The sequence below is a fragment of the Bacillus sp. GBSW19 genome (genome assembly GCF_002998655.1).
In the GTDB taxonomy this organism is placed as follows: Bacteria; Bacillota; Bacilli; order Bacillales; family Bacillaceae; genus Bacillus.
On record NZ_PVRF01000001.1, the window covers coordinates 1,634,431 to 1,658,885 of the forward strand.

Sequence of the window (24,455 nt, forward strand, 5' to 3'; positions counted from 1 at the left end):
CGCCTGGATAAACGGCTGTTTGATCGTTTGAAGACAATAAAAAAACCCGTCCCTCTAAAAAAGAAGGGACGAGTTGTGGTCGCGGTACCACCCTTGTTGAGCACAAATGCATGTGCGAATAAGCTTCATTGACATAACGGAATCAAACGAATCCGGTTCACCTTTACGCAAAGCTTGCGGTCCCGGTGACAACTCCAGAGGTGAATTCCTGTTTCAGCATTCCTTAAATGCACTTTCAGTCTACGATGCATTCTCCCTATAAGGACGCTCCTTGAAACAATCTTCCTCTATCATGGTTTTTAAAATATTAGTTTCATTATAGTGAAAATAAGCGCATGTTGCAACACTATCCACGCAAATGATAGACGAGAACAGCTGCTGCAACAGCCACATTTAATGATTCTGCCTGACCATACATCGGCACATATAAATTCTGGTCTGTCATTTGCAGAATCTCTTGGTCAATCCCTGCTCCTTCATTGCCAACAATTAATGCAAAAGGACCTTCTGCCGTTACGCTTCTATACGCTTTCGCATTTTTCAAGGCGCTTCCGTATACAGGTATGCCTTGCTCCTTACATGCTTGTATTGCCTGCTGAAGGGTTTGCTTTAAAATTGGCAGGTGGAAATGCGATCCTTGTGCTGAACGGAGCGTTTTTCCGTTAAACGCATCGACTGTTCCATCACCTAAGATTACAGCATCAAGACCAGCGGCATCTGCTGTCCGAATGAGTGTGCCTAGATTTCCTGGGTCCTGCACTGCATCTAACAGAAGAAGTCGTTCATACTTCTTTTCTTCAAATACAGGAACTGTACAAACCGCCGCGATGTGCTGAGGCGTTTCCGTTTCGGTCATGGCAGAAAAGGCTTCTTCGCTCAGTTCATAAAGTTCAATGTCAGGATCGATATGAGAAGGAAGCTTATCAGGCGATGTGACCATTAATTCTTTCACAACTCCGCTCTTCAATGCTTCTTCAACTAAGTGTATTCCCTCAACGAGAAACAGCCCCGTTTTCGTACGTTCTTTTTTCGTATGGAGCTTTTTCCACTGTTTGATGTTTGTGTTTTTAGCTGATTCTATATATTTCAAGCGATTTTAACTCCTTTAAATATCATGAATTTATTATATCTCATGCACACTACATAATAAACCTGTCTTTGAGACAGAATAGGGCTATTACCATCAAAAAAGGAGTGTGGGCAATGGATTTTAATTTAAGAGGCGCAGTCATTCAAAATATCACTGGCCATAATCAAGAGCAGCTTGAACATACGATTTTAGATGCCATTCAAAGCGGCGAGGAAAAAATGCTGCCAGGCCTTGGCGTGTTGTTCGAAGTGCTATGGCAAGAAGCATCAGAAAACGAGAAGAACGAGATCCTCGAGACACTAGAGCAAGGCTTAAAGCCTCATCAGCAGCAATAAAAGAAGCCGGTTTGCTTATCACAGCAAACCGGCTTTTTCATTTAGCCAGTGATCGGTGTTTCCATCCGAAGTGCTGGATCACGCCAAATTTCGACCCATTTTTTAATTGCAAACACAATGATCACAAATCCTAAGATCAGCATGATAATTGACAGCACCGCATTCAGCACGCTGTAACCTGATGCCTCAGGATTAAGGTATACATTTGCTACCATCCAATAGCCCGCATAATTCACTGTCACATATAAGTAGGCAAGTGGAATTAAACAAGTCAGCATATATCGCCTTTTATCTGCAATTTTTAATACAACGGTTGCCCCGATGATTAATCCGACTGATGCCATTAACTGATTCGAAACCCCAAACAGCGCCCAAATGGACCCGATGTCTCCAGAGTAAAGCAAGTATCCCCACATAAAACACGCAAGCGCACTTGCAAATACCGACCCAGGTACCCAGTCATTTCGTTTAAGCGGTTTATATGCTTCGCCAAAGAAATCTTGAATCAAATAACGCGCCACACGCGTTCCAGCATCAATAGCGGTTAAAATAAAGACAGCTTCAAACATAATGACGAATTGGAAAAAATAAGACGCCAAATGACTAAAGAACGGAATTCCCGTAAAGATATACGCCATCCCTACAGCTAATGTCACAGCTCCACCCGTTCTTCCTTCTAAATCAAGGCCAATTTCCTTACTCAGCTGCGGAAGATTCTCAACACTCATCCCGAGCGTTCGGAACACTTCTGGCGTACTGTTAATCGCAAAATAATCTCCTGGATGAAGAGCCGTAGCGGCAATTAACGCCATAATGCCAACTAGGCATTCTACTAGCATTGCGCCAAACGCGACAGGCTTCATATCGCTCCAGCGGTCAAGCATCTTAGGCGTTGTCCCTGACCCAACAAATGCGTGGAAACCAGAAATGGCCCCGCAAGCAATGGTAATAGAAATAAAAGGCCAGACAGGACCAGCTAAAACCGGGCCTCCTCCATTCACAAACTCCGTAAAGGCTGGGAATTGAATCGTTGGATTGACGACAAAGATTCCGGCAATCAGTGCGATAAAAACACCTATTTTCATAAAGCTGCTTAAATAGTCCCTCGGTGCGAGCAGCAGCCAAACCGGCAATGCCGCAGCAAAAAAAGCATAGATCGGCAGGGCAAGAGCAAGCGTTTTTGTATCAAGTGTTAAAAGATCACCAAGTGCCGTTCCTTGAATATTCGGCCCAAGGAATACACCAACCATCAGCAAAATAAATCCCGCAGTTGTGGCCAGTTTTAAATTGCCTGTCTTTTTATAATAAAGACCAACCCCCATCGCAATTGGAATCGTGATTCCGACTGCAAATGTCCCCCAAGGGTTACGTTCTAATGCATGAAGCACAACCATAGACAGTCCTGCCATTGTGATCGTAATGATAAACAGCATCGCAAGCCCTGTACAAAATCCTGCTACAGGTCCTAGCTCTTCCTTTGCTACCTCTGATAATGATTTCCCCTTTTTTCGCATCGACGCAAATAAGACGACAAGATCATGTACAGCTCCGCCAATCACTGCGCCAATTAACAGCCAAAGGAGACCCGGTAAATACCCAAATTGTGCGGCTAAAATCGGGCCCACTAACGGACCGGCAGCTGCAATCGCAGCAAAGTGATGCCCAAATGTGACCCATTTATTGGTTGGCACATAATCTTTCCCGTCCTCTAATGTGTGAGCCGGTGTAGGATGATCGTCTGTCACCTTTAATACCTTGACCATCATAAATGTGCCATAAAGACGATAGGCAATCGCTAAAATACACATAGATCCTATGACAATTGTAACCGCATTCATTTAACCATCCCCTTCGCACAAACAATTTGTTACAAATATAACATAAATTGATTGATTTTTCTTTCTTTTAAAACCAAGTTGACTAATAAGAATAATATGTTTATTCTTAAGATAGCTTCACCTACTTCCATAAACTCTCTTTTGACAGGGCGTTCTTTAGGCTCTGTCCTTTTTATTGCTTTCATCTTACAAAAATAAAGGCCAGATCACATGTGCCTTATTCACTAGAATATTTTTTCTTCTTCTGTTAAAAACAGTTCTTTTGACGTAATCAAAAAACAACGTTCATTTCCTGGGAAATTCAATGGAATAAAAAAGCCTTTCCCCTATACTGAGGAAAGGCTTACCTATTAAGAACCGTACGTAATCTGCTCAACCGTTTTTTGATCAAGTCTTTTGATCACTTCTGTTAAAAGCTTCACTGCATTTTCATAATCATCCCGGTGAATCATCGCTGCATGGGTATGAATATATCTGCTTGGTATCCCGATAGATAGTGATGGCACGCCATGACCTGTTAAATGGATACCGCCAGCATCTGTCCCACCGCCAGGCATTGAGTCATATTGGTAAGGAATGTTCAATTCATCCGCTGTTTGGACAACAAAATCCCGAAGCCCTTTATGGGATACCATCGAAGCATCAAATACAACAATCGTTGGTCCTTTGCCAAGTTTGCTTGTTGCTTCTTTTTCAGTGATGCCTGGCGTGTCTCCTGCTACACCAACATCAATGGCAAATCCAATATCAGGCTGGATCGTAGCCGCTGCTGTTTTGGCACCACGCAGGCCAACCTCCTCTTGTACAGTTGCAACACTGTAAGCAATATTCTCATGCTGAGCATTGTGTAAGTTCTTCATGACATCAATCGCTACTGCACAGCCGATACGGTTGTCCCATGCCTTTGCAAGGAGCATTTTTTCATCATTCATCACTGTAAATTCAAAATAAGGAACGATTTGATCTCCAGGCAGAACGCCCCACTCCATTACCTGTTCTTTGCTTGATGCACCAATATCAATAAACATATCTGTAATCTCAATCGATTTTTTCCGAGCTTCAGGTGACAAGACGTGCGGCGGCTTTGAGCCAATCACACCTGTAATGTCTCCCTTTTTCGTTACAATGGTGACACGCTGCGCGAGCATGACCTGTGACCACCAGCCGCCGACTGTTTGGAAGCGAATGTAGCCTTTGTCATCAATTTTTGTCACCATGAATCCTACTTCATCTAAGTGACCAGCAAGCATAATTTTAGGTCCGTTTGCGTTTCCTTCCTTTTTAGCGATTAAGCTGCCAAGGCGGTCACTAGAGACTTCATCTGCATATGATTCTATGTATGTCTGCATGACTTTTTTGACATCACGTTCATTTCCTGGAATCCCTTTTGCATCCGTTAGGTCTTTCAGCATAGTTAATGTTTGATCTAGCTTTGTCATTCCATTTATCCTCCTTTATCTTCATGGTGCATTCTTATTATACAAAACCTCTTTCGTTCAATACGATCTTTTTATGAATATTTTTTCGTTTAACGAAATATTTTTTTAAAAAAAGTTGAAACCTTTTGGGCTTTTCATTCGTAGTACATCAGATAACGGTATATTGGAGGTGCATCCTGTCATGTTTGTAATCCTCATTAGACTTGCTCTTGTTGCACTGCTTGTCTACATCTTCTACATGGCGGTAAAATTCTTCTCAAATCCGAGAAGAAAGCTGAAACAAGCACAATTAAAAGAAGGCTTTTATTTTATGGACGAACAGCAAAATGCGCGCAAAAATTTTAATTTCGTCTATAAAGGAGTCTTGTTTGAAGGGGAGAAGCATGTTCCTTCTAAGGATCATCCTCTGTTTGTCCACTCCATTTACGTTTGGACGGAGTCACCCGAGAAGCTAAGTGAATTTACATTAGAAGACTTTGAAAAATTGGAGGAAAACATTATCGAACGTTATCCTCAAACAAAAATTGATTGGGATCAGCCCATTAAAAAAATCAAACAAAAAAAAGGAGCAGACACGCCGTCTTGATGGCGTCTGCTCCTTTTTCAGATGAACTTGATATATCCTAATATGATCAACTGCACCATGATTAACACAGGCATGCCCATTTGAAAGGCAGGATGCTTTGTTTTATGACGGAAATACTGCATCCCTAGATACGATCCAGCAGCCCCAAAAAGCACGGCAGCACTCCATAAGTGCGCCTCTGAAATTCTCCATTTATGCGCTTTTGCCCGGCGCTTGTCCTCTCCCATGAGAAAAAAACCATAGCCATTTACCAAAATCAGCAGTAGAATCAACGCGATATTCATTCATTTCACCTCACATGATGAGCAAAAAAGATCACCCCTCGACGGAATGATCTTTTATATGACTTACTTGTCTAGTTGTGCTTTTGCAGCATCAGCAAGCTGATTGAATGCGCTTAGGTCATTCACAGCAAGATCAGCAAGCATTTTGCGGTTTACTTCGATACCAGAAAGCTTTAGGCCATGCATTAAACGGCTGTAAGAAAGACCGTTCATACGAGCTGCAGCATTGATACGAGTGATCCATAGTTTACGGAAGTCACGTTTTTTCTGACGACGGTCACGGAAAGCGTAGTTTCCAGATTTCATCACCTGTTGGTTTGCTACTTTGTATAATCTATGTTTTGAACCGAAATAACCTTTTGCTAATTTAAGAACCTTTTTACGACGCTGACGCGACACAGTTCCGCCTTTTACTCTTGGCATTGTAATTCCCTCCTATGATTCCTATTCCAAATTACTTGATGTTTGCAAGTTGTTGTTTGATACGTTTGAAATCTCCAGCACTTACGATTGCGCTCTTACGCAATTTACGTTTTTGCTTTGTAGATTTGTTAGCGAACAAGTGACTTGTGTACGCATGAGAACGTTTAAGTTTACCAGAACCTGTTTTTTTGAAACGTTTAGCAGATCCGCGGTGAGTTTTCATTTTTGGCATTGGATGTTTCCTCCCTCTGTTACTTTACTTTTCGACTTTTGGTGCAAGCATGAGGAACATGCTGCGTCCATCCATCTTAGGTTTTGTTTCTACTGTTGCTACTTCAGCGCAAGCTTCAGAGAAACGGTCTAACACGCGCTGTCCGATTTCTTTATGCGTAATCGCACGGCCTTTAAAGCGGATAGAAGCTTTTACTTTATCGCCCTTTTCAAGGAATTTGATTGCATTACGGAGCTTCGTGTTAAAATCATGTTCATCGATTGTCGGGCTCAACCGAACTTCTTTTAAGCTAATGATTTTTTGATTCTTACGTGCCTCTTTTTCCTTCTTCTGCTGTTCAAATCGGAACTTACCGTAGTCCATGATTCGGCAAACAGGTGGTTTTGCATTTGCAGCAACTAACACAAGGTCAAGATTGGCTTTCGTAGCAATTTCCAGAGCTTCCTGGCGGGTTTTAATCCCCAGCTGATCGCCATTTTGTCCGATCAAACGAACTTCACGCGCACGAATACCTTCATTAACTAATTGATCTTTGCTAATAGTGAGCCACCTCCATGAGATTTTGAATTGAGTTCACAATTCATTTTGACCATTTCGTTGTATGTTTTACAGGCAAACAAAAAGTGTGGGCATATAAAACACCCACACTGCGAACATTTGCATGAAAAAATAAATGTACGGTCAACCTGTCAACTACAAACACGTGTCAATCAGGTGAGAAGCGGGTGCTTCTGCTTGTGATATCTATTCAATTCGTTAATTATTCTACACAATTTTCATTTGTCCGTCAAGTAAACGAACTCTTGAAACAACTTTTTCATTTTAGCATGATTAAACGAATTGGGCAAGGCTTTTTCAAAACAATGACACCATCAAAGAATGAATTGCATAAAGATTGGGATGACAATGACGGTCACAACTCCTACGACCACAACGGCGATACTTGCCATGGCTGCTTCCACTTCACCCATCTCAATCCCAACAGAGACGCCAAGTGCATGTCCTGATGTACCGAGTGCAAGCCCTTTTGCCACTGGATTTTTAATTCGAAACCATTTTAAGAAGAAAGCACCTAGTGCATACACGATGACTGCATTAAATATGACCGCAAAGGCTGTGATATCTGCAATTCCGCCAATATCCTTTGCAATCGGAAGAGCAATTGCTGTCGTCGCTGCCTGTGGGAGCATACTTTTCATTACAGCCGCATCAAGATGAATTCCTTTTGCTACGACATACACAATTGTAATGGAACAAAGTGATCCTACAAAAATAGCGGATAAAATCTGCCACCAATATTTTTTAAGTAATGCACGCTGTTTATAAAGCGGAATAGCGAAAGCAATGGTCGCAGGCTCTAAGAAAAACTTGATAATCTTGCCGCCCTCATTATAATCTGCATAGGAAAAACCGCCAATTTTTAAAAATAAAATGCCTAACACCATGGCCACAAAAAGCGGTGTGAATAAGAAGAAGCCTTTTGATTTTTTAAATAAGAATGTACCGATTCCAAAGGCGACTAATGAGACGACTATACCAAAATAAGGACTCATCGTACTTGTACCCATCTTGCTTTCCTCCTTTAATGCGTACTTGAAGCTGGTTTATTAGAATGAGAAGGAGTCGATTTGCTCTCCTTTGTCTCTTTATGTTTCTGTGGTTTTTCTGATAATTGCATGAGAAGCTGCGAGAATAGCCCTGTCGCTGCTAGTAACATAATCGTTGCAATGATAATGACACCGACGACTTGCACACCTACTTCTTGCATGACACCTAGTGATTGAATAACCGAGATACCAGAGGGAACAAATAGAAAGCTAATGAGCCCTGTCAATGATGTACCTAATTGCTCCACCTGCTCCAGTTTGACGATTTTCGTTGTCAGCAAAACAAATAATAGAACCAGACCAATCACAGATGCAGGCATCGGAATTGGTAAATACATTGAAATGAGATTAGAAACGAACATTACGGTTGCAAAGATAAATGCTTGAGATAGAAATCCATATACTTTAGTGGCACTCATGCCCCTTCACCTCTTTCTTCGACTGCCCTCAGTATACGCATGAAATAAATGAATGAAGCGTTTACAACCAAACTCGCCGGATTCAATGAATGAAATGCAGAAAACGAGTATTGAAATACAAACAAAAAAAGCCGTCCTACTCTAGCAGGAGCGACTTCTTTAGTTCTTTGGCGTAAGTGCGGCTGACAGGAATGATCGACCCGTCTGTCATATGCAGATTATACGTCGAATTAAACCACGGCTGTACTTCTTTCATATGAGAGGTGTTCACGATATAGCTTCGATGAACCCTCATAAAGTAAGCCTCAGGCAGTTTCTTTTCAATGACCACAAGCGGTTCTGTGACCTCATACATGTGATCCTTTGTTTTCACGACCTTTTTCCCCTCACTGAGCCCTACATACATGATCTCTTCAACTTGCAGGATGACAATTGAGTCATCGACTGAGATGGCTAATTTTTGCTGATGGGGTATTTTCTCATCTGACAGCTGGTGCTCTTGCGTCTCAACAGATTTCCACTTTTTAAACTTTTGGATCGTTTGCAAAAGCCGCTCTTCATCAAATGGTTTCGTTAAGTAATCAAGCGCACTTACCTCAAACGCCTTCAGCGCGTATTGATCAAAGGCTGTCGCAAATACAATCGCTGGCGGATCAGACATCCGGTTGAGCCTTTTGGCAATATCAAATCCATTCTCACCAGATAAATCAATGTCTAAAAAGAGCAGGTCCGGCTTATGATCCACCATCCGGTCAAAAGCTGATTCTATATTTTCTGCTTCCTCTATTTGAACATCCTCTTTCGTTCTGCGTAATAAGTATTTTAATTCGTCTCTTGCTAACACTTCATCATCTACGATTAATACGTTTATCAACGAAAATCATCCTTTTTTACATAGTCCATTGGAATGCGAAATGAGATGTCAGTGCCTTGGCCGCTATGAATGGATAAAGCGGCTTGTCTGCCAAAAATCCCTCTTAACCGCTGATCTAAATTAAAAAGAGCCGTACCTGTTCCTTCTTTGGATTCAACAGGCGCTTTTAATAACTGAGCCATCTTGTCATTCTCGATTCCCTGTCCATTATCAGTCACTTTCATATAAACATGCCCATCTTTCATCAAAGCAGAAACGACGACTTCACAACTCGTTTGATGTTTAGGAAAAGCGTGTCTCACTGCGTTTTCAACAAGCACCTGAAGCACAAATGGAGGAATCATCACCTGCTCCAGCTCCTTTTCAATTTGAAAGGCCACATGGTATTTATTTGGAAACCTCGCTTGTTCAAGCGACAAATATGCCTCTACATGCTGAATTTCTTTATGCAGCGGAATCAGCAGCTGGCGGGCGCCTTGCAAATTAGACCGGAAATAAATACTCAGCTGCAGCAGCAGCTTCCTTGCCATCTCTACATTCGTTCTGCACAAAACAGAGATGGTATTAATGGCGTTAAATAAAAAGTGCGGATTCACTTGCGCTTGAAGCGCTTTGATCTCTGCATCTTTCAGCAGGCGGCTTTGGGTTTCTGCCTCTCCAAGTTCAAGCTGTGTGGAGAACAGCATCGCCAAGCCTTCTGCAAGCTCCTCTTCCACCCTGCTTAATCCGACCGGAGAATTGAAATACATTTTTAATGTTCCGATCGTTTGACCATTGGAGGTGAGGGGCAGCACAATCGCTGCTTGAAGCGGGCAATGAGTGACTGAACAATTGATTTCGTCTTTCGAATGCGCCTTCATAATTTTGCCGCTCATCAATACTTGTTTCGACAGCCCTGTAATTAGGCTTTTCGATGGAATATGATGATCCGTCCCATCACCGACATGCGCTAAAATCTTTTCTGTATCGGTTAAGGAGACCGCATCTGTTTCTGTTAATCGATGAATGATCTCCGCCACACTTTTACATGACTGTTCATTTAACCCTTGGCGGAAAAAAGGCAGCGTTTGATCGGCGATCGAAAATACGCGGTGTGTCTGCATCGCCTTTGCCTGCTCTTCTTGCCGAATGACTGACTGTAAAATCGATAAAAAGATAAAGCTGCCAATTCCATTCACAAAAATCATCGGCAGGGCAATAATACTCACAAGCCCCCAAGCATCAGCAAATGGCTTTGCAAATAGAAGGATAATGATCATCTGCAAGGATTCCATTGCCACACCAAAAAGTGCGGCTTGGCGAGGTGTCACCATTCGATTCTTCCGTTTAAACCTGCTGCCGACATAGCCTGCAATCACACCGGCTAAAATCGAAGAAATCGCACAGCTGAGTGCCGTGCTCCCTCCTAATGAATAGCGATGAAGCCCAGCTAGAAGCCCTGCACCAATGCCAACAAACGGCCCTCCTATCAATCCGCCCATTTCGATCCCCATGATTCTCGTATTGGCGATCGAGCTTGATGAGCCAAGATGATAGGAAAACTCATGATTCATGACCATCTGCTGCTGGATTTCAATTCCTGTGTAATTGCTGATAATACTAAAAGAAGCAAAAATAAAGACAAGGACTGCCTTTTTTCGAAACCCTTCATTATGAAGCAATAGATTGCGAAAGCCCTTCACATGGGCAAGCACAAACCCTAAAATAACGATGATCCCCACACGCTCGATCATCATAATAATTAAATGAAGCAAACCGGCCACCTCAATTGATGTATGTTATATCTACTATCTTTTTATTCTATCATGTGCGGTCAATGATCCAAGATCTCTCAAATCTTTTCTTTATTGCCCTCATCTTCTATTGTAAAATGAACATGAGCCGTCACTTGCAATTGAAGGTAACACATACATAACAAGGGAGAAGATCATGAAAGCCGTATTTTTCGATTTAGATGATACTTTGCTTTGGGATGAAAAAAGCATTCACACAACTTTTCAGGAAACATGCCGCGAAGCGGAAAAGAAATATGGACTGAATCCAGCAACATTTGAACAGATTGTACGTGAAGAAGCAAGAAAGCTGTACTCTTCCTATGAAACATATGATTATACTGTCATGATCGGAATTAATCCTTTCGAAGGACTGTGGTCAAATTTTAGTGAACCGATTAGCGAAGGCTTTCAAAAGCTGAATGCCCTTGCACCAGAATATCGCAAGAACGCTTGGACAAATGGCTTAAAAGAAGCAGGAATTGACGATGAGGCATTTGGACAATATTTGGCTGATTTCTTTGCAGCAGAGCGGAGAAAACGTCCATTTGTCTATGAAGAAACGTATCCTGTTTTAGACCGCCTGAAAGGCAGCTATGAATTGCTCCTTTTAACAAACGGAGATCCTAGTCTTCAAAAGGAAAAACTGGCAGGTGTTCCTGAGCTTGCACCTTATTTTAATGAAATTGTGATTTCAGGAGATTACGGGAAAGGCAAACCTGACCCTGGCATCTTTGAGCACTGCCTTCAGCTGTTAAATCTAACAAAAGACGATGTGATCATGGTTGGAGACAATCCAAAAACAGATATTCTTGGGGCATCTCGCGCTGGGATTCAAACCGTTTGGATCAATCGACATGGCAAGAAAAATGAAACAGATGTAACGCCAGATTATGAAATCAAAGACTTACATGAATTGTTTGATATATTAAAATAGAACACAAAAACCACCCTTCTCCTGACGAGATTGGGTGTTTTTTGTGTTCTCAAACTACACAATTGCCGCTAGACTTTGTGCTTGCCGGTCTAAGCCGCGGGCTGCTTCTCCTACATTCACAAATTCCTCGCTTGCCTGCTTCACAAGATCATGGTTTGTAAACACGGTTGTCTTGGCCCGGCTCGTTCCGCTGCTGACCTTCTCTACTTCTGCATGAATCGCCTTTACATATTGATCTACTTTGACGATCGCTTCTTTTGAATCAGTTGCAAGCTTTCGAATTTCTGCCGCCACCACACTAAAGCCATTTCCATAGGAACCCGCATGGGCAGCTTCTATCGCCGCATTTAATGCAAGCAGCTGAGTTTGTGAGGAAATGCTGTTAATCGTTGCAGCAATGGAGCTGATGGACTCTACCTGCTCTGTTAATCCTTCTAGTAAGCTCATATTTTGATCTGTTTCGTTTGCTATATGATCAAAGGAGACTTTGACTCTTTGACTATGCTGGATGCCCACTTCTGCACGCTCCATTAATTTCGCAGACATCTCCTTTAAGTCGTCTACGACCTGTTTCATCGTGTTTTCTCTCTCTGTTATGTCTGTTGCGACTTTCACAACACCCACTACGTGCCCCTCTTCATTGCGGACAGGTGTATATGTCGCTTCAAGCCATAAGCTATCACCATTCTTCGTCGTCCGCTGCACCTTTTCCTGAAAGATTTGACCCTCTTTCAAACGCTTCCAGAACATGTGATAGCTTGCGTGTTCTGCAATATGCGGAGGACAGAACTGTCTATGTTTTAAACCGATCAACTCTTGCTTCGAATATCCCATGGCTTTTGCAAAAATATCATTGACCCATAGAACTTCACCTGTCACATCAAATTCAATCATCGCCAGTGAGTGTTCCAACGCACGAAGAACTGCTGACCGCTCCAATAGTTGTGATGATAAAGTGTTTGTTGTTTGCATCATCGCTTTCATTCCTCCAATTTGTCTCGAACCAACAGTACATATTTACCCATACTTTCGTACTATCTAAACGTATCATTCAAGGAACTGGATCACCAGTGGAGAATTTTTTTCAAAAAGAAAAAGCCAGTGATCTCAAGAGAAAGATCACTGACTGCTTCATTGGAAGTATTATTTTTTTGCTTCTGCTACTGCATGTTTCACAAAGGCTTCAAGATCCATTGTTTCTGAATCTTGCTCTCCGTATTTTCTTACATTGACAGCGCCATTTTCTGCTTCTTGATCTCCGACGACTAGCATGTACGGGATCTTTTGCATTTGCGCTTCTCTAATTTTGTATCCAATCTTTTCATCACGGCTGTCAAGCTCTACACGAAGGCCTTCAAGCTGCAAACGTTCTTGTACTTTTTTCGCATAGTCTAAATGGACAGACGGTGAAACCGGGATGACTTGGAATTGTACAGGTGCCAGCCATGTTGGAAGGGCTCCTTTGTATTCTTCAATTAAGAAGGCAACAAAGCGCTCCATTGTAGAGACAACACCTCTATGAATCACGACCGGACGATGATGCTTGCCATCTTCTCCGATATAGGTGAGATCGAAACGCTCTGGTAGTAAGAAGTCAAGCTGTACAGTAGACAATGTCTCTTCTTTTCCAAGAGCTGTCTTGACCTGTACATCAAGCTTCGGACCATAAAATGCCGCTTCTCCTTCTGCTTCATAATAATCATGACCAAGCTCGTCCATTGCATCCTTTAGCATCGATTGCGCTTTATTCCACATCGCATCATCGTCGAAATACTTCTCAGTATCTTCTGGATCACGGTAAGATAAGCGGAATGTGTAGTCATTCAAGCCAAAGTCTTGATACACTTCTTCAATTAAGCGAACTGTACGAATGAATTCGTCTTTGATTTGATCTGGACGAACAAAGATATGGGCATCGTTTAATGTCATCCCGCGAACACGCTGAAGACCGGATAAAGCACCTGACATTTCATAACGGTGCATTGTACCAAGCTCTGCAATACGAATTGGCAATTCGCGATAGCTATGCGGCTCGTTTTTGTAAATCATCATATGGTGCGGACAGTTCATTGGACGAAGAACAAGATCTTCGTTGTCCATTTCCATCACAGGGAACATGTCTTCTTGATAATGCGCCCAGTGCCCTGATGTTTTATACAATTCAACATTTGCAAGAACTGGTGTATACACATGCTCATAACCAAGGCGTACTTCTTTATCAACAATGTAACGCTCAATAACGCGGCGGATCGTTGCGCCTTTTGGCAGCCAAAGCGGTAGACCTTGACCTACCTTTTGAGAGTTCGCAAACAGTTTCAGCTCTTTTCCTAGTTTACGGTGATCGCGTTCTTTCGCTTCTTCAAGCAGGCGTAAGTGCTCATTTAAATCTTCTTTGCTGAAGAAAGCTGTACCGTAAATACGCTGAAGCATTTGATTGTTGCTGTCACCTCTCCAGTATGCACCTGCAAGGCTTAACAGCTTAAACTCTTTGATTTTCCCTGTTGATGGCAAGTGAATGCCGCGGCAGAGGTCAAAGAATTCACCCTGCTCATAAATCGTCACGGCTTCACCTTCTGGAATCGCCTCTAACAGCTCAAGCTTCAATTGATCACCAATCGCTTCAAAGCGTTTTTTCGCTTCTTCTCTTGTTACTTCAATTCGCTCAATTGGCAAATTGCTGTTAATGATTTTTTTCATTTCTTTTTCAATCTTAGGTAAGTCTTCAGGTGTGATGGCAACATCGATGTCGACATCATAGTAGAAACCATTTTCGATCACAGGACCTACGCCAAACTGGACATGATGCTCTTTTCCATAAAGACGTTTGATCGCCTGTGCTAGCAAATGTGCTGTGCTGTGGCGCATAATGTCGAGTGCTTCTTCACTTTTATCTGTGATGATCTCGATTGTTCCACTTTCTAATAGAGGCGTACGCAGATCTATTTCTTTGCCGTTCAATTTACCGGCAAGCGCTTTTTTCTTTAGGCCCGGGCTAATTGATGCCGCGATGTCTTCTGTTGTAGCTGTTTTGTCAAACTCCTTGACTGCTCCATCTGGAAATGTAAGTTGAATTTGTTCTGACATCTCTGGTCACTCCTTTTTTTGGCAATATAAAAACCCCGCCCCCTGGAAAGGGACGAGGTTGAATAAACGGAATCGTGGTTCCACCCTTTTTCCCGTATTTGCAGCTTACGTTTTCATAAGCAAACACGGCTTGTGGTTCGATAACGGGAATTCCCGTCAGCCATTACTAAAAAGTTCACAGCTGATGTTCAAAGGTGGTAAAGCAAATGGTCCTCTGCTAGGAAGCTTTCAGCCACGGCTTCCCTCTCTTTAAGCGGGTGTTCATTTGTTCATGTCCTTATCAATACGGTCTCTGTATGAAGTTACACCGTATTATAAAACGTTTTTTCGTGAAAATCAAGAAAGCTTTTCACTTTTCTGTTCCAAATGGTCATGTACAAATTGAACATTCTGTTCTTGAAATGAATGAGCCGGGAATACCTCGACCCTTTCTTGAAAAATATTTTGAATGGTCTGCACCATCGAGTGACCCGTATCATTTGTAAATAGGTCAATCTTTTGAGGCGCTATGGATACGAGTGGTGCAATCAGCTGCGAATCAATATACACTGGATGCTCTCTTACAAACTGTCTGTCTATGTATTGTTTTTGATCACGCTCAGAAGCGTACCGAAATTCCCAAATCATCAGGCGGTCCTGATGCACAACATGTACTTTTTCGAGCTTAGGTTCTCTTGTCATCACATAGTCTCGAAGGGATTGAATGAAGTTTTGATATTCTTGTTCCATTTTGTATTCTTCAATGGAGACTTCAACATAGTTCTTCAGCCTCCTGTCATACTCTGACAGTCTAAATGTCATAAATGAACCAATTGAAAAAATACCTTGCTGTAAAGAAATGGTCTCAAGCTCCTTTGTTAACAGGGCTTCTCTTGACGGTTCTTGATGAATGCCGGGAATATCATCTAAATCCCCGTTCATAATACTGTGGGCGATTGAAAGAATTTGGTGCTGCTCTTCAGGATCTTTAAATAAATAGGTGTTTTCAAGGATGCTGCGCATGCGCTCATTTTCTTTGCATTCCAAAAAAAAGTGAACCAGTAATGGCCGCACAATGGGCTCAAGTCCTTCTTCTGATTCCTTCGCCTCTATGAGAAGCCGGTCTTTCCCTTGTTGAATTGACATGTGATGCCGACTGTCCAAGTGTTCAGCAAGATGTAAAAAAGCGGCGGTATCATATTCATCTTCAAAGATTATTTCAAGCATGTTTGTCCCCCCTAACGACATCTGTTACATATATATGGGGGAAACATAAAAAATAGACGCCTAAAATAAATCAGGCATCTTTCTTTTTAAAATGAGCGGAACGGAGATAAAGATCAGATAAATCAAACAAACGATCACTAAGGCGGCATAATTGCCGCTGACAAAGCTTGAGCCAAGGACATTTAATGCAACTGTACCCGGTATTAAGCCTAAAAAAGTAGCTGCCGTGAATGCACGATAATTCGCACGTGAAACTGCTGCCGCATAGCTGACAAAGTCAAAATGGATCGGGGCAATACGCAATAACAAAATATAAAGAAACCCATGCTCCTGAATGCGGGATGTCACCGCTCTCAGCTTCCGGCTGCTTGATTCTCTGCCTTCCTTTTTTGCACGAAAGGTTGTGGCAAGCAGGAAGGAGCCTGTTGCTCCGGCGGTAGCACCAACGAGGGCATAAATCGTCCCAAGAACACTGCCGAATGCTAAACCTGCTGCCAGCGAAAAGACCGTAAGTGGGACGAGAACAAACGGGCGAAAAAGAGATAAGAACAGAAAAACAAAGGGAGCCAGCAGCCCAAATTGAAGCACCCAATTCTTCACATCTTTCGGCGCCAGCTGAAGGTGCTGTTTGTTCAGCCACCAAAGTAAAGCAGCGAGACCTGCAATCACGAGAAAAAGCAGCCATTTTCTTTTGTTCATTTCATTTGCTCCTCCTTCAGGTGATAGACGCTTTTATAAATGACGGCGGTTTTCTCCTTCGAGCAAGACTGCCTCTGCTAAATAAAGAATCCGTTCCATTAAACGAGCGGCTTTGACCTCTTCTTTTTCCCCGCGCTGTGAGTACGTAAAGTGATGTTTCAGTTCACTTGGTGAGAAATTAGAAGAGAAGAAAGTCGGCAGCTGCTCTGCCATACGGTATTGTAAGATCGTTCCGAGCAGTTCATCTCGAACCCAGCTTGTCATCGACTCTGCCCCAATATCATCAAGCATTAAAATAGGGGTGGATTTGACCATGTTCAGCTTTGCTTCCAGTGTATGATCGGCTAACGAATTTTTTAACTCTCTCACAAATTCAGGCACGTACACTAGGAGAGATGGGTATTCCTTCTCCGCTAGCTGCTGCGCAATGGCTGCCAGAATATACGTTTTTCCTACTCCAAACTTTCCGTGTAAATATAAGCCCTTCCCTTTGCCCGTCTCATCATAGCTTTGCAGGAATTGACCTACTTTTTGAATGACTTCCTGTCTTCCCACAACGTTCAGATCAGTGAACGTCGCTTGAAGAACATTTTGCGGAATGTACATGCTTTTCATAAGCTCTTGCTGTTTTTTCTGTCTATCGAGCCGCAGCTTGACTGGGCAGGGGGAATATTCAATATCAATACTCTGACCTTTGATCACAAGCTTCGGGTGATACCCGTCTAAAATCGCATTGACGTTCTCTTCATCTAAGCAATATGAACAACCCTTCGACTGCTGCACATATTCAAAAAGCCGGTTCAAACTACGATTGATCATGTCTTCGTGTATTTCTTCTTGATGCTCCTGTAAAAAGGCCCTTACATCTTCATCAGATAACACACTCTCTTTAATCTGATTGTATCTCACACGAAAATCTACTCGTCCTTTTAACTGTTCAAATGAACGACCGATCGGTTTCATCCCCATCTCACCTCACCTTAATGTGCATTGTACTTTTTCATATTTTTAAACTGATTTAACAGTTTTTCTTTTTCTCGTTCGAGGTCTTCTGTCGACAGACTGTCTGTTTGTTCTTTTGCCGGCTGTTCTTTCGTTTCAGTTTCTTTCATCCAGTCAGGAAGCTTCTCTTCTCGGACAACTTTCCCTGATCCATATGTGCTGCGCTGCTTTTTCTGCTGCGCCCACTCTGTCATTTGCTTGTTCTCTTCTTTGGCAATTTTCATGGCTGCCGCTACGGTTTTAATTTTCTTTCTCACCCAATGAGCGGCGATTTTTTGCATATATGTTTTCGACAGCTTCATATCTGTTTTCAGTAATGTATAGTAGATCAAAACGTTCATGACACCTGGCTCTAGCTGCTGCTCGAGCATAATATCTTCGACAATTCTTAAGTCGGCATACGTTGGCTCAATGCCGTCTGCCATATCTTTTAGCAGCTCCCGAGGCGAAATATGATCGAGCTTTTCAATCAATTTCGCATCTGGCGTATCTGCTAGCGCTTTTGAAGCATCTTGACGCAGGTGTCTAGGCTGTTTTTGATCAATGAGTTTTGGCTGCTCGCCTCTGTATTCGATTTGGTACCAGTCTCTTGCGGCTTTTCTCAGCTCTTCTGTTGAGATCATTTGATCCGAACCGCAGGCGCCTGCTACAATATTTTGCATTTGAAGCGGAGTGATGCCGTATACAACGGCTAACTTCTTAATGGTTTCTTTCACCTGCTTTGTCAAAGCCTTTCTTGGAATCATCATATCAGACATGCCCGCTAACAATAGATCGAAATCAAAGGATTCGTCTGAAAGCGGAGCCGGCTGACTCGATCCAACGGTCACATATTCATAGCCCTGATCAAGTGATGACGCCCGATTGATTTCTTCTGTCATCCTGCGTTCACCTGGCTGCAATACGTGAAAGACTTCTTCAAACGACCGCGAGATGTTCTTTGCCTCTGCAGGAACACCTGGATAAGAAAAATAATCACGAAGCTGCATATATTTTGCTTTCTCTACACGATGGTACAGCAGGACATTCAGCATACCATCCTGGAAAAACTCATCTGGTCTTAGCGGCGGCACAAGCTCATATGTAAACAGTCTGCCTTCTTCCGTTTCCTGTTCATATGTGCGAAGTAAACCGATCGCTTCAAGCTTTAAACGTTCCTCAAAAATATCATTTAAATTCGTTTGCAGCATGACCATGAGCTGCCGATGAGGTGCGGGTTTCCCCCACATACGATTTTGTTCCAGCTCTCCCCACAGCGTCATATATAAGCTGAAAGCGGACATGCCTATAAGCGGCTGATATAAAAGAGTAATGAGCTGTCTATCGATGTCACCGAGCAATGAAGCGCTTTTGACGACATACGGATCGACGGCTAGCACTTCCTTCCAATGCTCTGTCATATGCTGATCCTCCCCATGAATTGCAATTGTTTCTATTGTACACCCTTTTTGCGTTTTACGCTTTACGCAGGAAAAAGAGCGTGAAGAATCTTCAGCTCTTTTTTAGCGTTCTTTCTTTAATAAATCTTTTAATTCATCAATAAAGACGTTGATATCTTTAAACTGCCGGTAAACTGAGGCAAACCTGACGTAAGACACTTCATCAATTTTTGCCAGCTCGTCCATCACCATTTCACCTACAAGCTCACTTTTCACTTCTGACATGCCTTGATTACGCAGTTCTTTTTCGATGTTAAAGCAGACATCCTCCAGCTGCTTTAAAGCAACAGGACGCTTTTCACACGCTTTAATGAGTCCTCTCAGCATCTTTTCGCGGCTGAATTCTTCTCGAATCCCTTCTTTTTTCACCACAATCAGCGGTAATTCTTCTAATTTCTCAAACGTCGTAAAGCGATACTGGCAGCTTTCGCACTCTCTTCTACGACGGATGGATTTCCCTTCATCTACTGGTCTTGAATCAAGCACCCTTGTGCCAAGGTGCTGACATGTGGGACATTTCATTTCATCAGCTCCGATCTATTCTTGGAAGTTGTTTGTCTAGTTCATCATAAAGGGACAAAACGGCCTTCTGACTATAACCAAAATCTGTTGGCAGGACCGTTTCTGTTGTCACATTAAAATCGACAGCTGTTTCAAAAGGACGAATTGAAATGACAGTCGCTACGAGAAAAGCTTTTTTCGGCATTCTGATGTTTGCGCTGATTTCACCTCGTTCTGCTGAAACAGATGTCACTTGATAGGAATCGTTTCGGGAAAGCATGGCTTCCACCGCTTGAAAAACTTGTGCATTCGTCGTTTTGTAGTAATGGCTTTTCAGTTCTGACACTGGATGCTCGTCAGATGTTTCTGTATGGTTTGACATGAACCGTTTGAACTTTTGTCCTAAAGTCATATACGTATCCCCTTTGCCATAATGCCTCTTCTTTATTTTATAAAAAAAACCTTTGTTTTCCTAGAACAAAAGTATAGACAAGTTGGGGAATGTTGGATTTTGTATATCAAAGAAATATAAAAAGGAGCATAACACAAAGGCATTTCAATGCTTTTGGCCAGCTCCCATTGCAATCTTTTTTATGTTTACAGTGCTTTGGCTTGTGCCTGTTTCACTTGTACAGGTCCCATGCCTCGAGGAATTTCGATGTTTTCTCTTGTTTCGGCACCTAATTCATCTCCGATATGATCTGCTGCGATATTCGGATCTAGGTCGCCGCAAGTATAAACATCTATGCTCGCATAACCATGTTCAGGAAAGCTGTGAATTGTCAGATGAGATTCAGAAATAATGACAACTCCACTTACTCCTTGAGGTGCAAATTTGTGAAAAGCAACCTCTCTTACTTCAGCTCCTGATTTCAAAGCTGCATTTACAAACGTTTTTTCAATAAAATCCATGTCGTTCAGTTTATCACAGTCGCATCCCCATAGCTCGGAGATAACGTGACGTCCGATTGTTTCCATCATGGACCCCCCTTAAACAAGAATGAAAGAGTGAAGTTCTAAGCAGCCGGACCGGACATATACCACGGGGGAAAGTTAGTCCAAAGAGGTCCTAACCCTTTAAGTATACCCGAATGAGTCTGCGAACAAGAAGTTCACGAAAAATAGTATACTTTGTTTAGACCCATTTTGCAAGCTGTGTTTTCAATGGGATTTTCTCTCATTTCTTGAAAAGGGACGTTCGTCTTCTTCATTTCAAACAGCAGAAAGCTCTTTCATCTGCGAACCGACAAACTTCACAAGATCCACCACTCTGCATGAATAACCCCATTCATTGTCATACCATGCAAGAACTTTTACTTTTCTATCCTCCATCACCATCGTTGTCAGTCCATCCACGACAGCTGAATAAGGATTCGTGTTAAAGTCTGTAGAAACAAGCGGCTCATCCGTGTAGTCTAAAATACCGGATAGAGAAGTTTTTGATGCATTTGAGAAGGCTGCATTTACTTCTTCTGCTGTGACATCTTTTTTCAAGTCGACGACAAGATCAACCATCGATACATTGGAAACTGGCACGCGCAGTGCAAGTCCATGCAATTTCCCTTTCATGTGCGGCAGCACTAAAGAAAGCGCTTTAGCGGCACCCGTCGTAGTTGGAATGATGGACTGGGCACACGCTCTAGCCCGGCGCAAATCCTTATGCGGGTTGTCGATATTTTTTTGATCATTTGTATACGCATGAACCGTTGTCATTAAGCCGTTGTCGATGCCGAATTCATCATCTAACAATTTAACAACTGGTGCTAAACAGTTTGTTGTACAAGATGCGTTTGAAATAATGACGTGCTTTTCAGGATCAAGATCATCTTCATTGACACCCATCACAATTGTAATGTCTTCATTTTTACCTGGAGCTGTGAGTACGACCTTTTTCGCTCCTGCATCTATATGGCCCATCGCTTGTTCTTTTGAATTAAATTTCCCTGTTGCTTCTATGACGATATCAATCCCAAGCTCTCCCCATGGAAGCTGCTTTGGGTCTCTGTCATTGAGCAAAAGCACTCTTTTCCCATTTACAATCAGTGCGTCATCTTCTGCTGTCACATCGCATTCGTAACGTCCATGATTTGTGTCATATTTAATTAAATGTGCTAGCGTTTCGGCAGGATAGCTTGCGTTCACCGCTACAATTTGAATTTGATCATCAAGCATTGCTTTTCTGAAGACCATGCGTCCAATTCTGCCAAACCCATTGATCGCTGCTTTTACCTTCATGAACAGGTCACTCCTCTATTATGTGTTATACTCAATAAATTTATTTATGAAATTAGTATATCACATTAGAATGTAATTGCCAGTATATAAACGTATATTTTCTAAAAAGGGCTGTTCTTTTCAAAGGAAATAAGAATAAAGCATAAAAAAAGAAGAGTACGTGTATGTACTCTTACTTATCTGTATGTTCCCATTCATTTAATATGTTCTGCAATTGCTTTCTGATAAAAGCGAGATCTTGTGTGTTTTCTATCACGCGGTCTGCTTTTTTACATTTCTCTTCAAGGGGCTGCTGAGAGTGAATCCGATTCAGCGCTTCTTCCTCACTGAGGTCGTTTCGATTCATGAGTCGTGATAGCTGTAATTCTGGTGTTGTATACACCACAATGATCCGGTCGACAAGACTTTCCAGCTGACTTTCAAATAAAAGCGGGATATCAAGGACAACGAATGTTTCTTGGCTGTTGATCCCTTCATCTCGCTGCCTGAGCATTTCCTTTCGCACTTCTGGATGAACGATCGCATTCAGCTGCTTTCGTTTCTCTTCATTAGAAAAAATAATGGCTCCCAGCTCCTGCCGGTTCAGCTCTCCATTTGGCAGGAGGACACCCTCACCAAAGGTTTGAACGATATGATGAAGGGCGGATGTTCCTTTGGAGACCGCTTCTTTTGCAATCACATCTGCGTCCACAACCCGAATGCCCTGCTCTTTTATCATCTGCGAGACTGTGCTTTTTCCGCTAGCAATCCCGCCTGTTAATCCAATGACAAGCGTCAATTGATTTCCTCCTTTTACAGCTTCCAAACCCCAATTAATATGAGCAGAAGCCCTGGTAAGCATGCGAGTTTATTGATCCAGCGCCAATTTGCCAAGTAATGACCGGCACGCAGCCCGATACACACAAAAAGTGAGCTCATCACTGCCACCGTGATACTCATAACAATTGGAGAAAAGCCAAGAATCGCTGCGCCAATCCCTGCGCCAAATGCATCAATGGATAAAGCAATTCCAAGAAGTACCGCTTCCATTCCATTAATCGTCCCAGATCGGTCAATATCTGCACTTGTCGGCTTTCTTAAAATGTGAATGACAAGCCCAAGCGATTGTACTTCCACATTGAGCAATGTCTTTTCATGAAGAAGCAAATCACGCTCTTTCGCTGGTTTGTAAAATTGATACAGGACCCAAAGGCCAATGGCAATTAAAATGCCTCCCCCCAGTTTATCGGTCACTGAGACAGGGAGAAATGTCGTCAGCAGGCTGCCAATCAGCATAGAAATGAGCAGCACAATCCCTGAGCAGCATGCAATAATGACGATGGCTTTAAATGGGATCCTCATTTTGCGAAGCCCATACGTAAATCCTACAGAAAAGCTGTCGATGCTGACTGCAATAGCTAAAAACAGGAGCGAAATCGAAATCATACCTGAACTCTTCCTTTCTGTTCATGCAACGATGATCAAGAGTCTCTAGGCGTCCTTAGACTCTTCTTCACTATATGAAGAGCAGGTGGGCTGTGTGTCAGTCTACACCTTGCTGAAAAATGAATGTTTTTTATCGTATGCATAGCAAAAAGGAAGCATGCTCATGGCTAAACTTTATTGAGGACGTTTTTGGCAGGTCACACAAAAGTGCGTGCCGCGCCCTCCGACCACTGTTTTCTCGATGATGCTTCCGCATGTTTGGCAAGGCTCTCCCCGCCGGTCATATACAAGAAGCTGCAGCTGAAATGTTCCAATATCTCCTTGTGAGTTGATATAAGAACGAATCGTGCTTCCTCCCGCATCTACCGCTACTTGAAGCGTATCGATGATCTGTTTGTGAAGCACTTTGCAGGATTCCAGGCTGAGCTGATTCGCTTTCGTTTCTGGATGAATACCTGATTTAAACAAGACCTCATCTACGTAAATGTTACCAAGTCCTACGACAATCTTTTGATCAAGCAGTGCTGTTTTAACCACGCGGGTTGTTTTTTTCAATTGCTCCCATAAATACTCAGGAGTGAACTGTTCATCAAATGGTTCATATCCCAGCTGAGAAAGCGGGAGTTCCTTTTCCTCTTCACCCGGCTGAAATAAATGCATCGTGCCAAATTTACGCACATCATGGTACCGAAGCTCAGTACCATCTGTAAACGTAAAGACGACGTGTACGTGTTTATCATAAGGCTCATGCGCTTCATGTACACGGTATTTCCCTTCCATCCTTAAATGGGAGACCATCACATAATGGTCTAAATGAAAGAGGAGGAACTTCCCTCTTCTTTCAATGGTTTGTATGGTTTCTCCTACCATTCTTCTTGCGAACTCTTCCGGCTCCCCAGGACGTTTGATGATGTTTGGCCATTTGATATCGACCGTTTCAATCGTCTTTCCTTCGACTAACCGCTTGAGAGTGCGCCGGACGGTTTCAACTTCTGGTAATTCCGGCATGCTCCTCGCTCCTTTTTCTC

General features: G+C 42.6%; 27 protein-coding genes and 2 other annotated features. Of the genes, 3 read left to right on the top strand and 24 right to left on the bottom strand.

Going from position 1 to position 24,455, the window contains the following annotated elements; translation table 11 throughout:
• Positions 1 to 346: 346 nt before the first annotated feature.
• On the bottom strand, positions 347 to 1,090 hold the full coding sequence (locus tag C6344_RS08675; RefSeq protein WP_066030572.1) for a TrmH family RNA methyltransferase: 744 nt from the start codon (positions 1,088 to 1,090) through the stop codon (positions 347 to 349).
• Between the two features lie 113 nt (positions 1,091 to 1,203).
• Here C6344_RS08675 and sspI point away from each other — a divergent pair, with 113 nt between their 5' ends.
• Positions 1,204 to 1,425: a small acid-soluble spore protein SspI gene (sspI, locus tag C6344_RS08680; RefSeq protein ID WP_003216243.1), complete on the top strand. Its 222-nt coding sequence runs from the start codon at positions 1,204 to 1,206 to the stop codon at positions 1,423 to 1,425.
• A gap of 41 nt (positions 1,426 to 1,466) precedes the next feature.
• Here sspI and cstA read toward each other — a convergent pair whose 3' ends face one another.
• Together cstA and C6344_RS08690 are read right to left on the bottom strand one after the other, a co-directional pair.
• A complete protein-coding gene (gene cstA, locus C6344_RS08685) occupies positions 1,467 to 3,263 on the bottom strand; it encodes a carbon starvation protein CstA (RefSeq protein WP_060596967.1) in 1,797 nt (598 codons plus the stop codon).
• A gap of 350 nt (positions 3,264 to 3,613) precedes the next feature.
• Entirely contained in the window at positions 3,614 to 4,702 is a 1,089-nt protein-coding gene (locus C6344_RS08690; protein ID WP_060596968.1) for a M42 family metallopeptidase, read from the bottom strand.
• 181 nt (positions 4,703 to 4,883) lie between these two features.
• On the opposite strand from C6344_RS08690, the gene C6344_RS08695 reads away from it, so the two are divergent.
• Positions 4,884 to 5,288 (top strand): hypothetical protein, encoded by a 405-nt coding sequence (locus C6344_RS08695; RefSeq protein WP_003216690.1) that lies wholly within the window; start codon positions 4,884 to 4,886, stop codon positions 5,286 to 5,288.
• 17 nt (positions 5,289 to 5,305) lie between these two features.
• Here the strand turns inward: C6344_RS08695 and C6344_RS08700 are convergent, their stop codons facing one another.
• From C6344_RS08700 to C6344_RS08735, 8 genes are all read right to left on the bottom strand, one after another.
• Positions 5,306 to 5,572: a DUF1294 domain-containing protein gene (locus C6344_RS08700; RefSeq protein WP_034661803.1), complete on the bottom strand. Its 267-nt coding sequence runs from the start codon at positions 5,570 to 5,572 to the stop codon at positions 5,306 to 5,308.
• Between the two features lie 63 nt (positions 5,573 to 5,635).
• The gene (gene rplT / locus C6344_RS08705) at positions 5,636 to 5,995 is read right to left on the bottom strand and encodes a 50S ribosomal protein L20 (protein ID WP_003216409.1); all 360 of its coding nucleotides are present in this window, start codon (positions 5,993 to 5,995) and stop codon (positions 5,636 to 5,638) included.
• Between the two features lie 31 nt (positions 5,996 to 6,026).
• Positions 6,027 to 6,227: a 50S ribosomal protein L35 gene (gene rpmI / locus C6344_RS08710; protein ID WP_003216324.1), complete on the bottom strand. Its 201-nt coding sequence runs from the start codon at positions 6,225 to 6,227 to the stop codon at positions 6,027 to 6,029.
• Positions 6,228 to 6,251: 24 nt separating this feature from the next.
• Positions 6,252 to 6,767, bottom strand: coding sequence for a translation initiation factor IF-3 (gene infC / locus C6344_RS08715; protein WP_024718649.1), 516 nt, complete (start codon positions 6,765 to 6,767; stop codon positions 6,252 to 6,254).
• Positions 6,768 to 6,838: 71 nt separating this feature from the next.
• Positions 6,839 to 6,970: a sequence feature (ribosomal protein L20 leader region), on the bottom strand.
• A gap of 129 nt (positions 6,971 to 7,099) precedes the next feature.
• Positions 7,100 to 7,795 carry an antiholin-like protein LrgB gene (gene lrgB, locus C6344_RS08720; RefSeq protein WP_170966027.1) on the bottom strand — a complete coding sequence of 232 codons (696 nt, stop codon included), beginning with the start codon at positions 7,793 to 7,795 and terminating at the stop codon, positions 7,100 to 7,102.
• A 14-nt stretch (positions 7,796 to 7,809) separates the two neighbouring features.
• Positions 7,810 to 8,253 carry an antiholin-like murein hydrolase modulator LrgA gene (lrgA, locus tag C6344_RS08725; RefSeq protein WP_060596969.1) on the bottom strand — a complete coding sequence of 148 codons (444 nt, stop codon included), beginning with the start codon at positions 8,251 to 8,253 and terminating at the stop codon, positions 7,810 to 7,812.
• Between the two features lie 136 nt (positions 8,254 to 8,389).
• On the bottom strand, positions 8,390 to 9,127 hold the full coding sequence (locus C6344_RS08730) for a LytR/AlgR family response regulator transcription factor (protein WP_034661809.1): 738 nt from the start codon (positions 9,125 to 9,127) through the stop codon (positions 8,390 to 8,392).
• Complete coding sequence (locus C6344_RS08735) at positions 9,124 to 10,881, bottom strand: sensor histidine kinase (protein WP_060596970.1); 1,758 nt, start codon at positions 10,879 to 10,881, stop codon at positions 9,124 to 9,126. Before C6344_RS08735 ends, C6344_RS08730 begins: the two co-directional genes overlap by 4 nt.
• 175 nt (positions 10,882 to 11,056) lie before the next feature.
• On the opposite strand from C6344_RS08735, the gene C6344_RS08740 reads away from it, so the two are divergent.
• Complete coding sequence (locus C6344_RS08740) at positions 11,057 to 11,836, top strand: HAD family hydrolase (protein WP_060596971.1); 780 nt, start codon at positions 11,057 to 11,059, stop codon at positions 11,834 to 11,836.
• Positions 11,837 to 11,890: 54 nt separating this feature from the next.
• On the opposite strand, the gene C6344_RS08745 is transcribed toward C6344_RS08740, so the two are convergent.
• The 13 genes from C6344_RS08745 to mutM form a co-directional block, all read right to left on the bottom strand.
• Positions 11,891 to 12,811 (bottom strand): methyl-accepting chemotaxis protein, encoded by a 921-nt coding sequence (locus C6344_RS08745; protein WP_060596972.1) that lies wholly within the window; start codon positions 12,809 to 12,811, stop codon positions 11,891 to 11,893.
• A 168-nt stretch (positions 12,812 to 12,979) separates the two neighbouring features.
• On the bottom strand, positions 12,980 to 14,920 hold the full coding sequence (gene thrS / locus C6344_RS08750; RefSeq protein WP_106072874.1) for a threonine--tRNA ligase: 1,941 nt from the start codon (positions 14,918 to 14,920) through the stop codon (positions 12,980 to 12,982).
• Between the two features lie 45 nt (positions 14,921 to 14,965).
• Positions 14,966 to 15,213, bottom strand: a binding site (T-box leader).
• Positions 15,214 to 15,256: 43 nt separating this feature from the next.
• Complete coding sequence (ytxC, locus tag C6344_RS08760; protein ID WP_106072875.1) at positions 15,257 to 16,126, bottom strand: putative sporulation protein YtxC; 870 nt, start codon at positions 16,124 to 16,126, stop codon at positions 15,257 to 15,259.
• Positions 16,127 to 16,186: 60 nt separating this feature from the next.
• Positions 16,187 to 16,825, bottom strand: coding sequence for a TVP38/TMEM64 family protein (locus C6344_RS08765; protein ID WP_060596974.1), 639 nt, complete (start codon positions 16,823 to 16,825; stop codon positions 16,187 to 16,189).
• Between the two features lie 33 nt (positions 16,826 to 16,858).
• A complete protein-coding gene (gene dnaI / locus C6344_RS08770) occupies positions 16,859 to 17,788 on the bottom strand; it encodes a primosomal protein DnaI (protein ID WP_034662053.1) in 930 nt (309 codons plus the stop codon).
• Between the two features lie 17 nt (positions 17,789 to 17,805).
• The gene (gene dnaB, locus C6344_RS08775; protein WP_106036952.1) at positions 17,806 to 19,227 is read right to left on the bottom strand and encodes a replicative helicase loading/DNA remodeling protein DnaB; all 1,422 of its coding nucleotides are present in this window, start codon (positions 19,225 to 19,227) and stop codon (positions 17,806 to 17,808) included.
• Between the two features lie 102 nt (positions 19,228 to 19,329).
• Positions 19,330 to 19,788, bottom strand: coding sequence for a transcriptional regulator NrdR (gene nrdR / locus C6344_RS08780; protein ID WP_003216720.1), 459 nt, complete (start codon positions 19,786 to 19,788; stop codon positions 19,330 to 19,332).
• A gap of 4 nt (positions 19,789 to 19,792) precedes the next feature.
• Positions 19,793 to 20,179, bottom strand: coding sequence for a hypothetical protein (locus C6344_RS08785; protein ID WP_034661829.1), 387 nt, complete (start codon positions 20,177 to 20,179; stop codon positions 19,793 to 19,795).
• A 185-nt stretch (positions 20,180 to 20,364) separates the two neighbouring features.
• Positions 20,365 to 20,745: an adenosylmethionine decarboxylase gene (gene speD / locus C6344_RS08790; protein ID WP_003216492.1), complete on the bottom strand. Its 381-nt coding sequence runs from the start codon at positions 20,743 to 20,745 to the stop codon at positions 20,365 to 20,367.
• A gap of 234 nt (positions 20,746 to 20,979) precedes the next feature.
• Positions 20,980 to 22,002: a glyceraldehyde-3-phosphate dehydrogenase gene (locus tag C6344_RS08795; protein WP_060596977.1), complete on the bottom strand. Its 1,023-nt coding sequence runs from the start codon at positions 22,000 to 22,002 to the stop codon at positions 20,980 to 20,982.
• A gap of 172 nt (positions 22,003 to 22,174) precedes the next feature.
• A complete protein-coding gene (gene coaE, locus C6344_RS08800) occupies positions 22,175 to 22,780 on the bottom strand; it encodes a dephospho-CoA kinase (protein WP_034661832.1) in 606 nt (201 codons plus the stop codon).
• A gap of 14 nt (positions 22,781 to 22,794) precedes the next feature.
• Complete coding sequence (gene ytaF / locus C6344_RS08805; RefSeq protein WP_034661833.1) at positions 22,795 to 23,427, bottom strand: sporulation membrane protein YtaF; 633 nt, start codon at positions 23,425 to 23,427, stop codon at positions 22,795 to 22,797.
• 174 nt (positions 23,428 to 23,601) lie between these two features.
• Entirely contained in the window at positions 23,602 to 24,435 is an 834-nt protein-coding gene (gene mutM / locus C6344_RS08810) for a DNA-formamidopyrimidine glycosylase (RefSeq protein ID WP_060596978.1), read from the bottom strand.
• Positions 24,436 to 24,455: the final 20 nt, after the last annotated feature.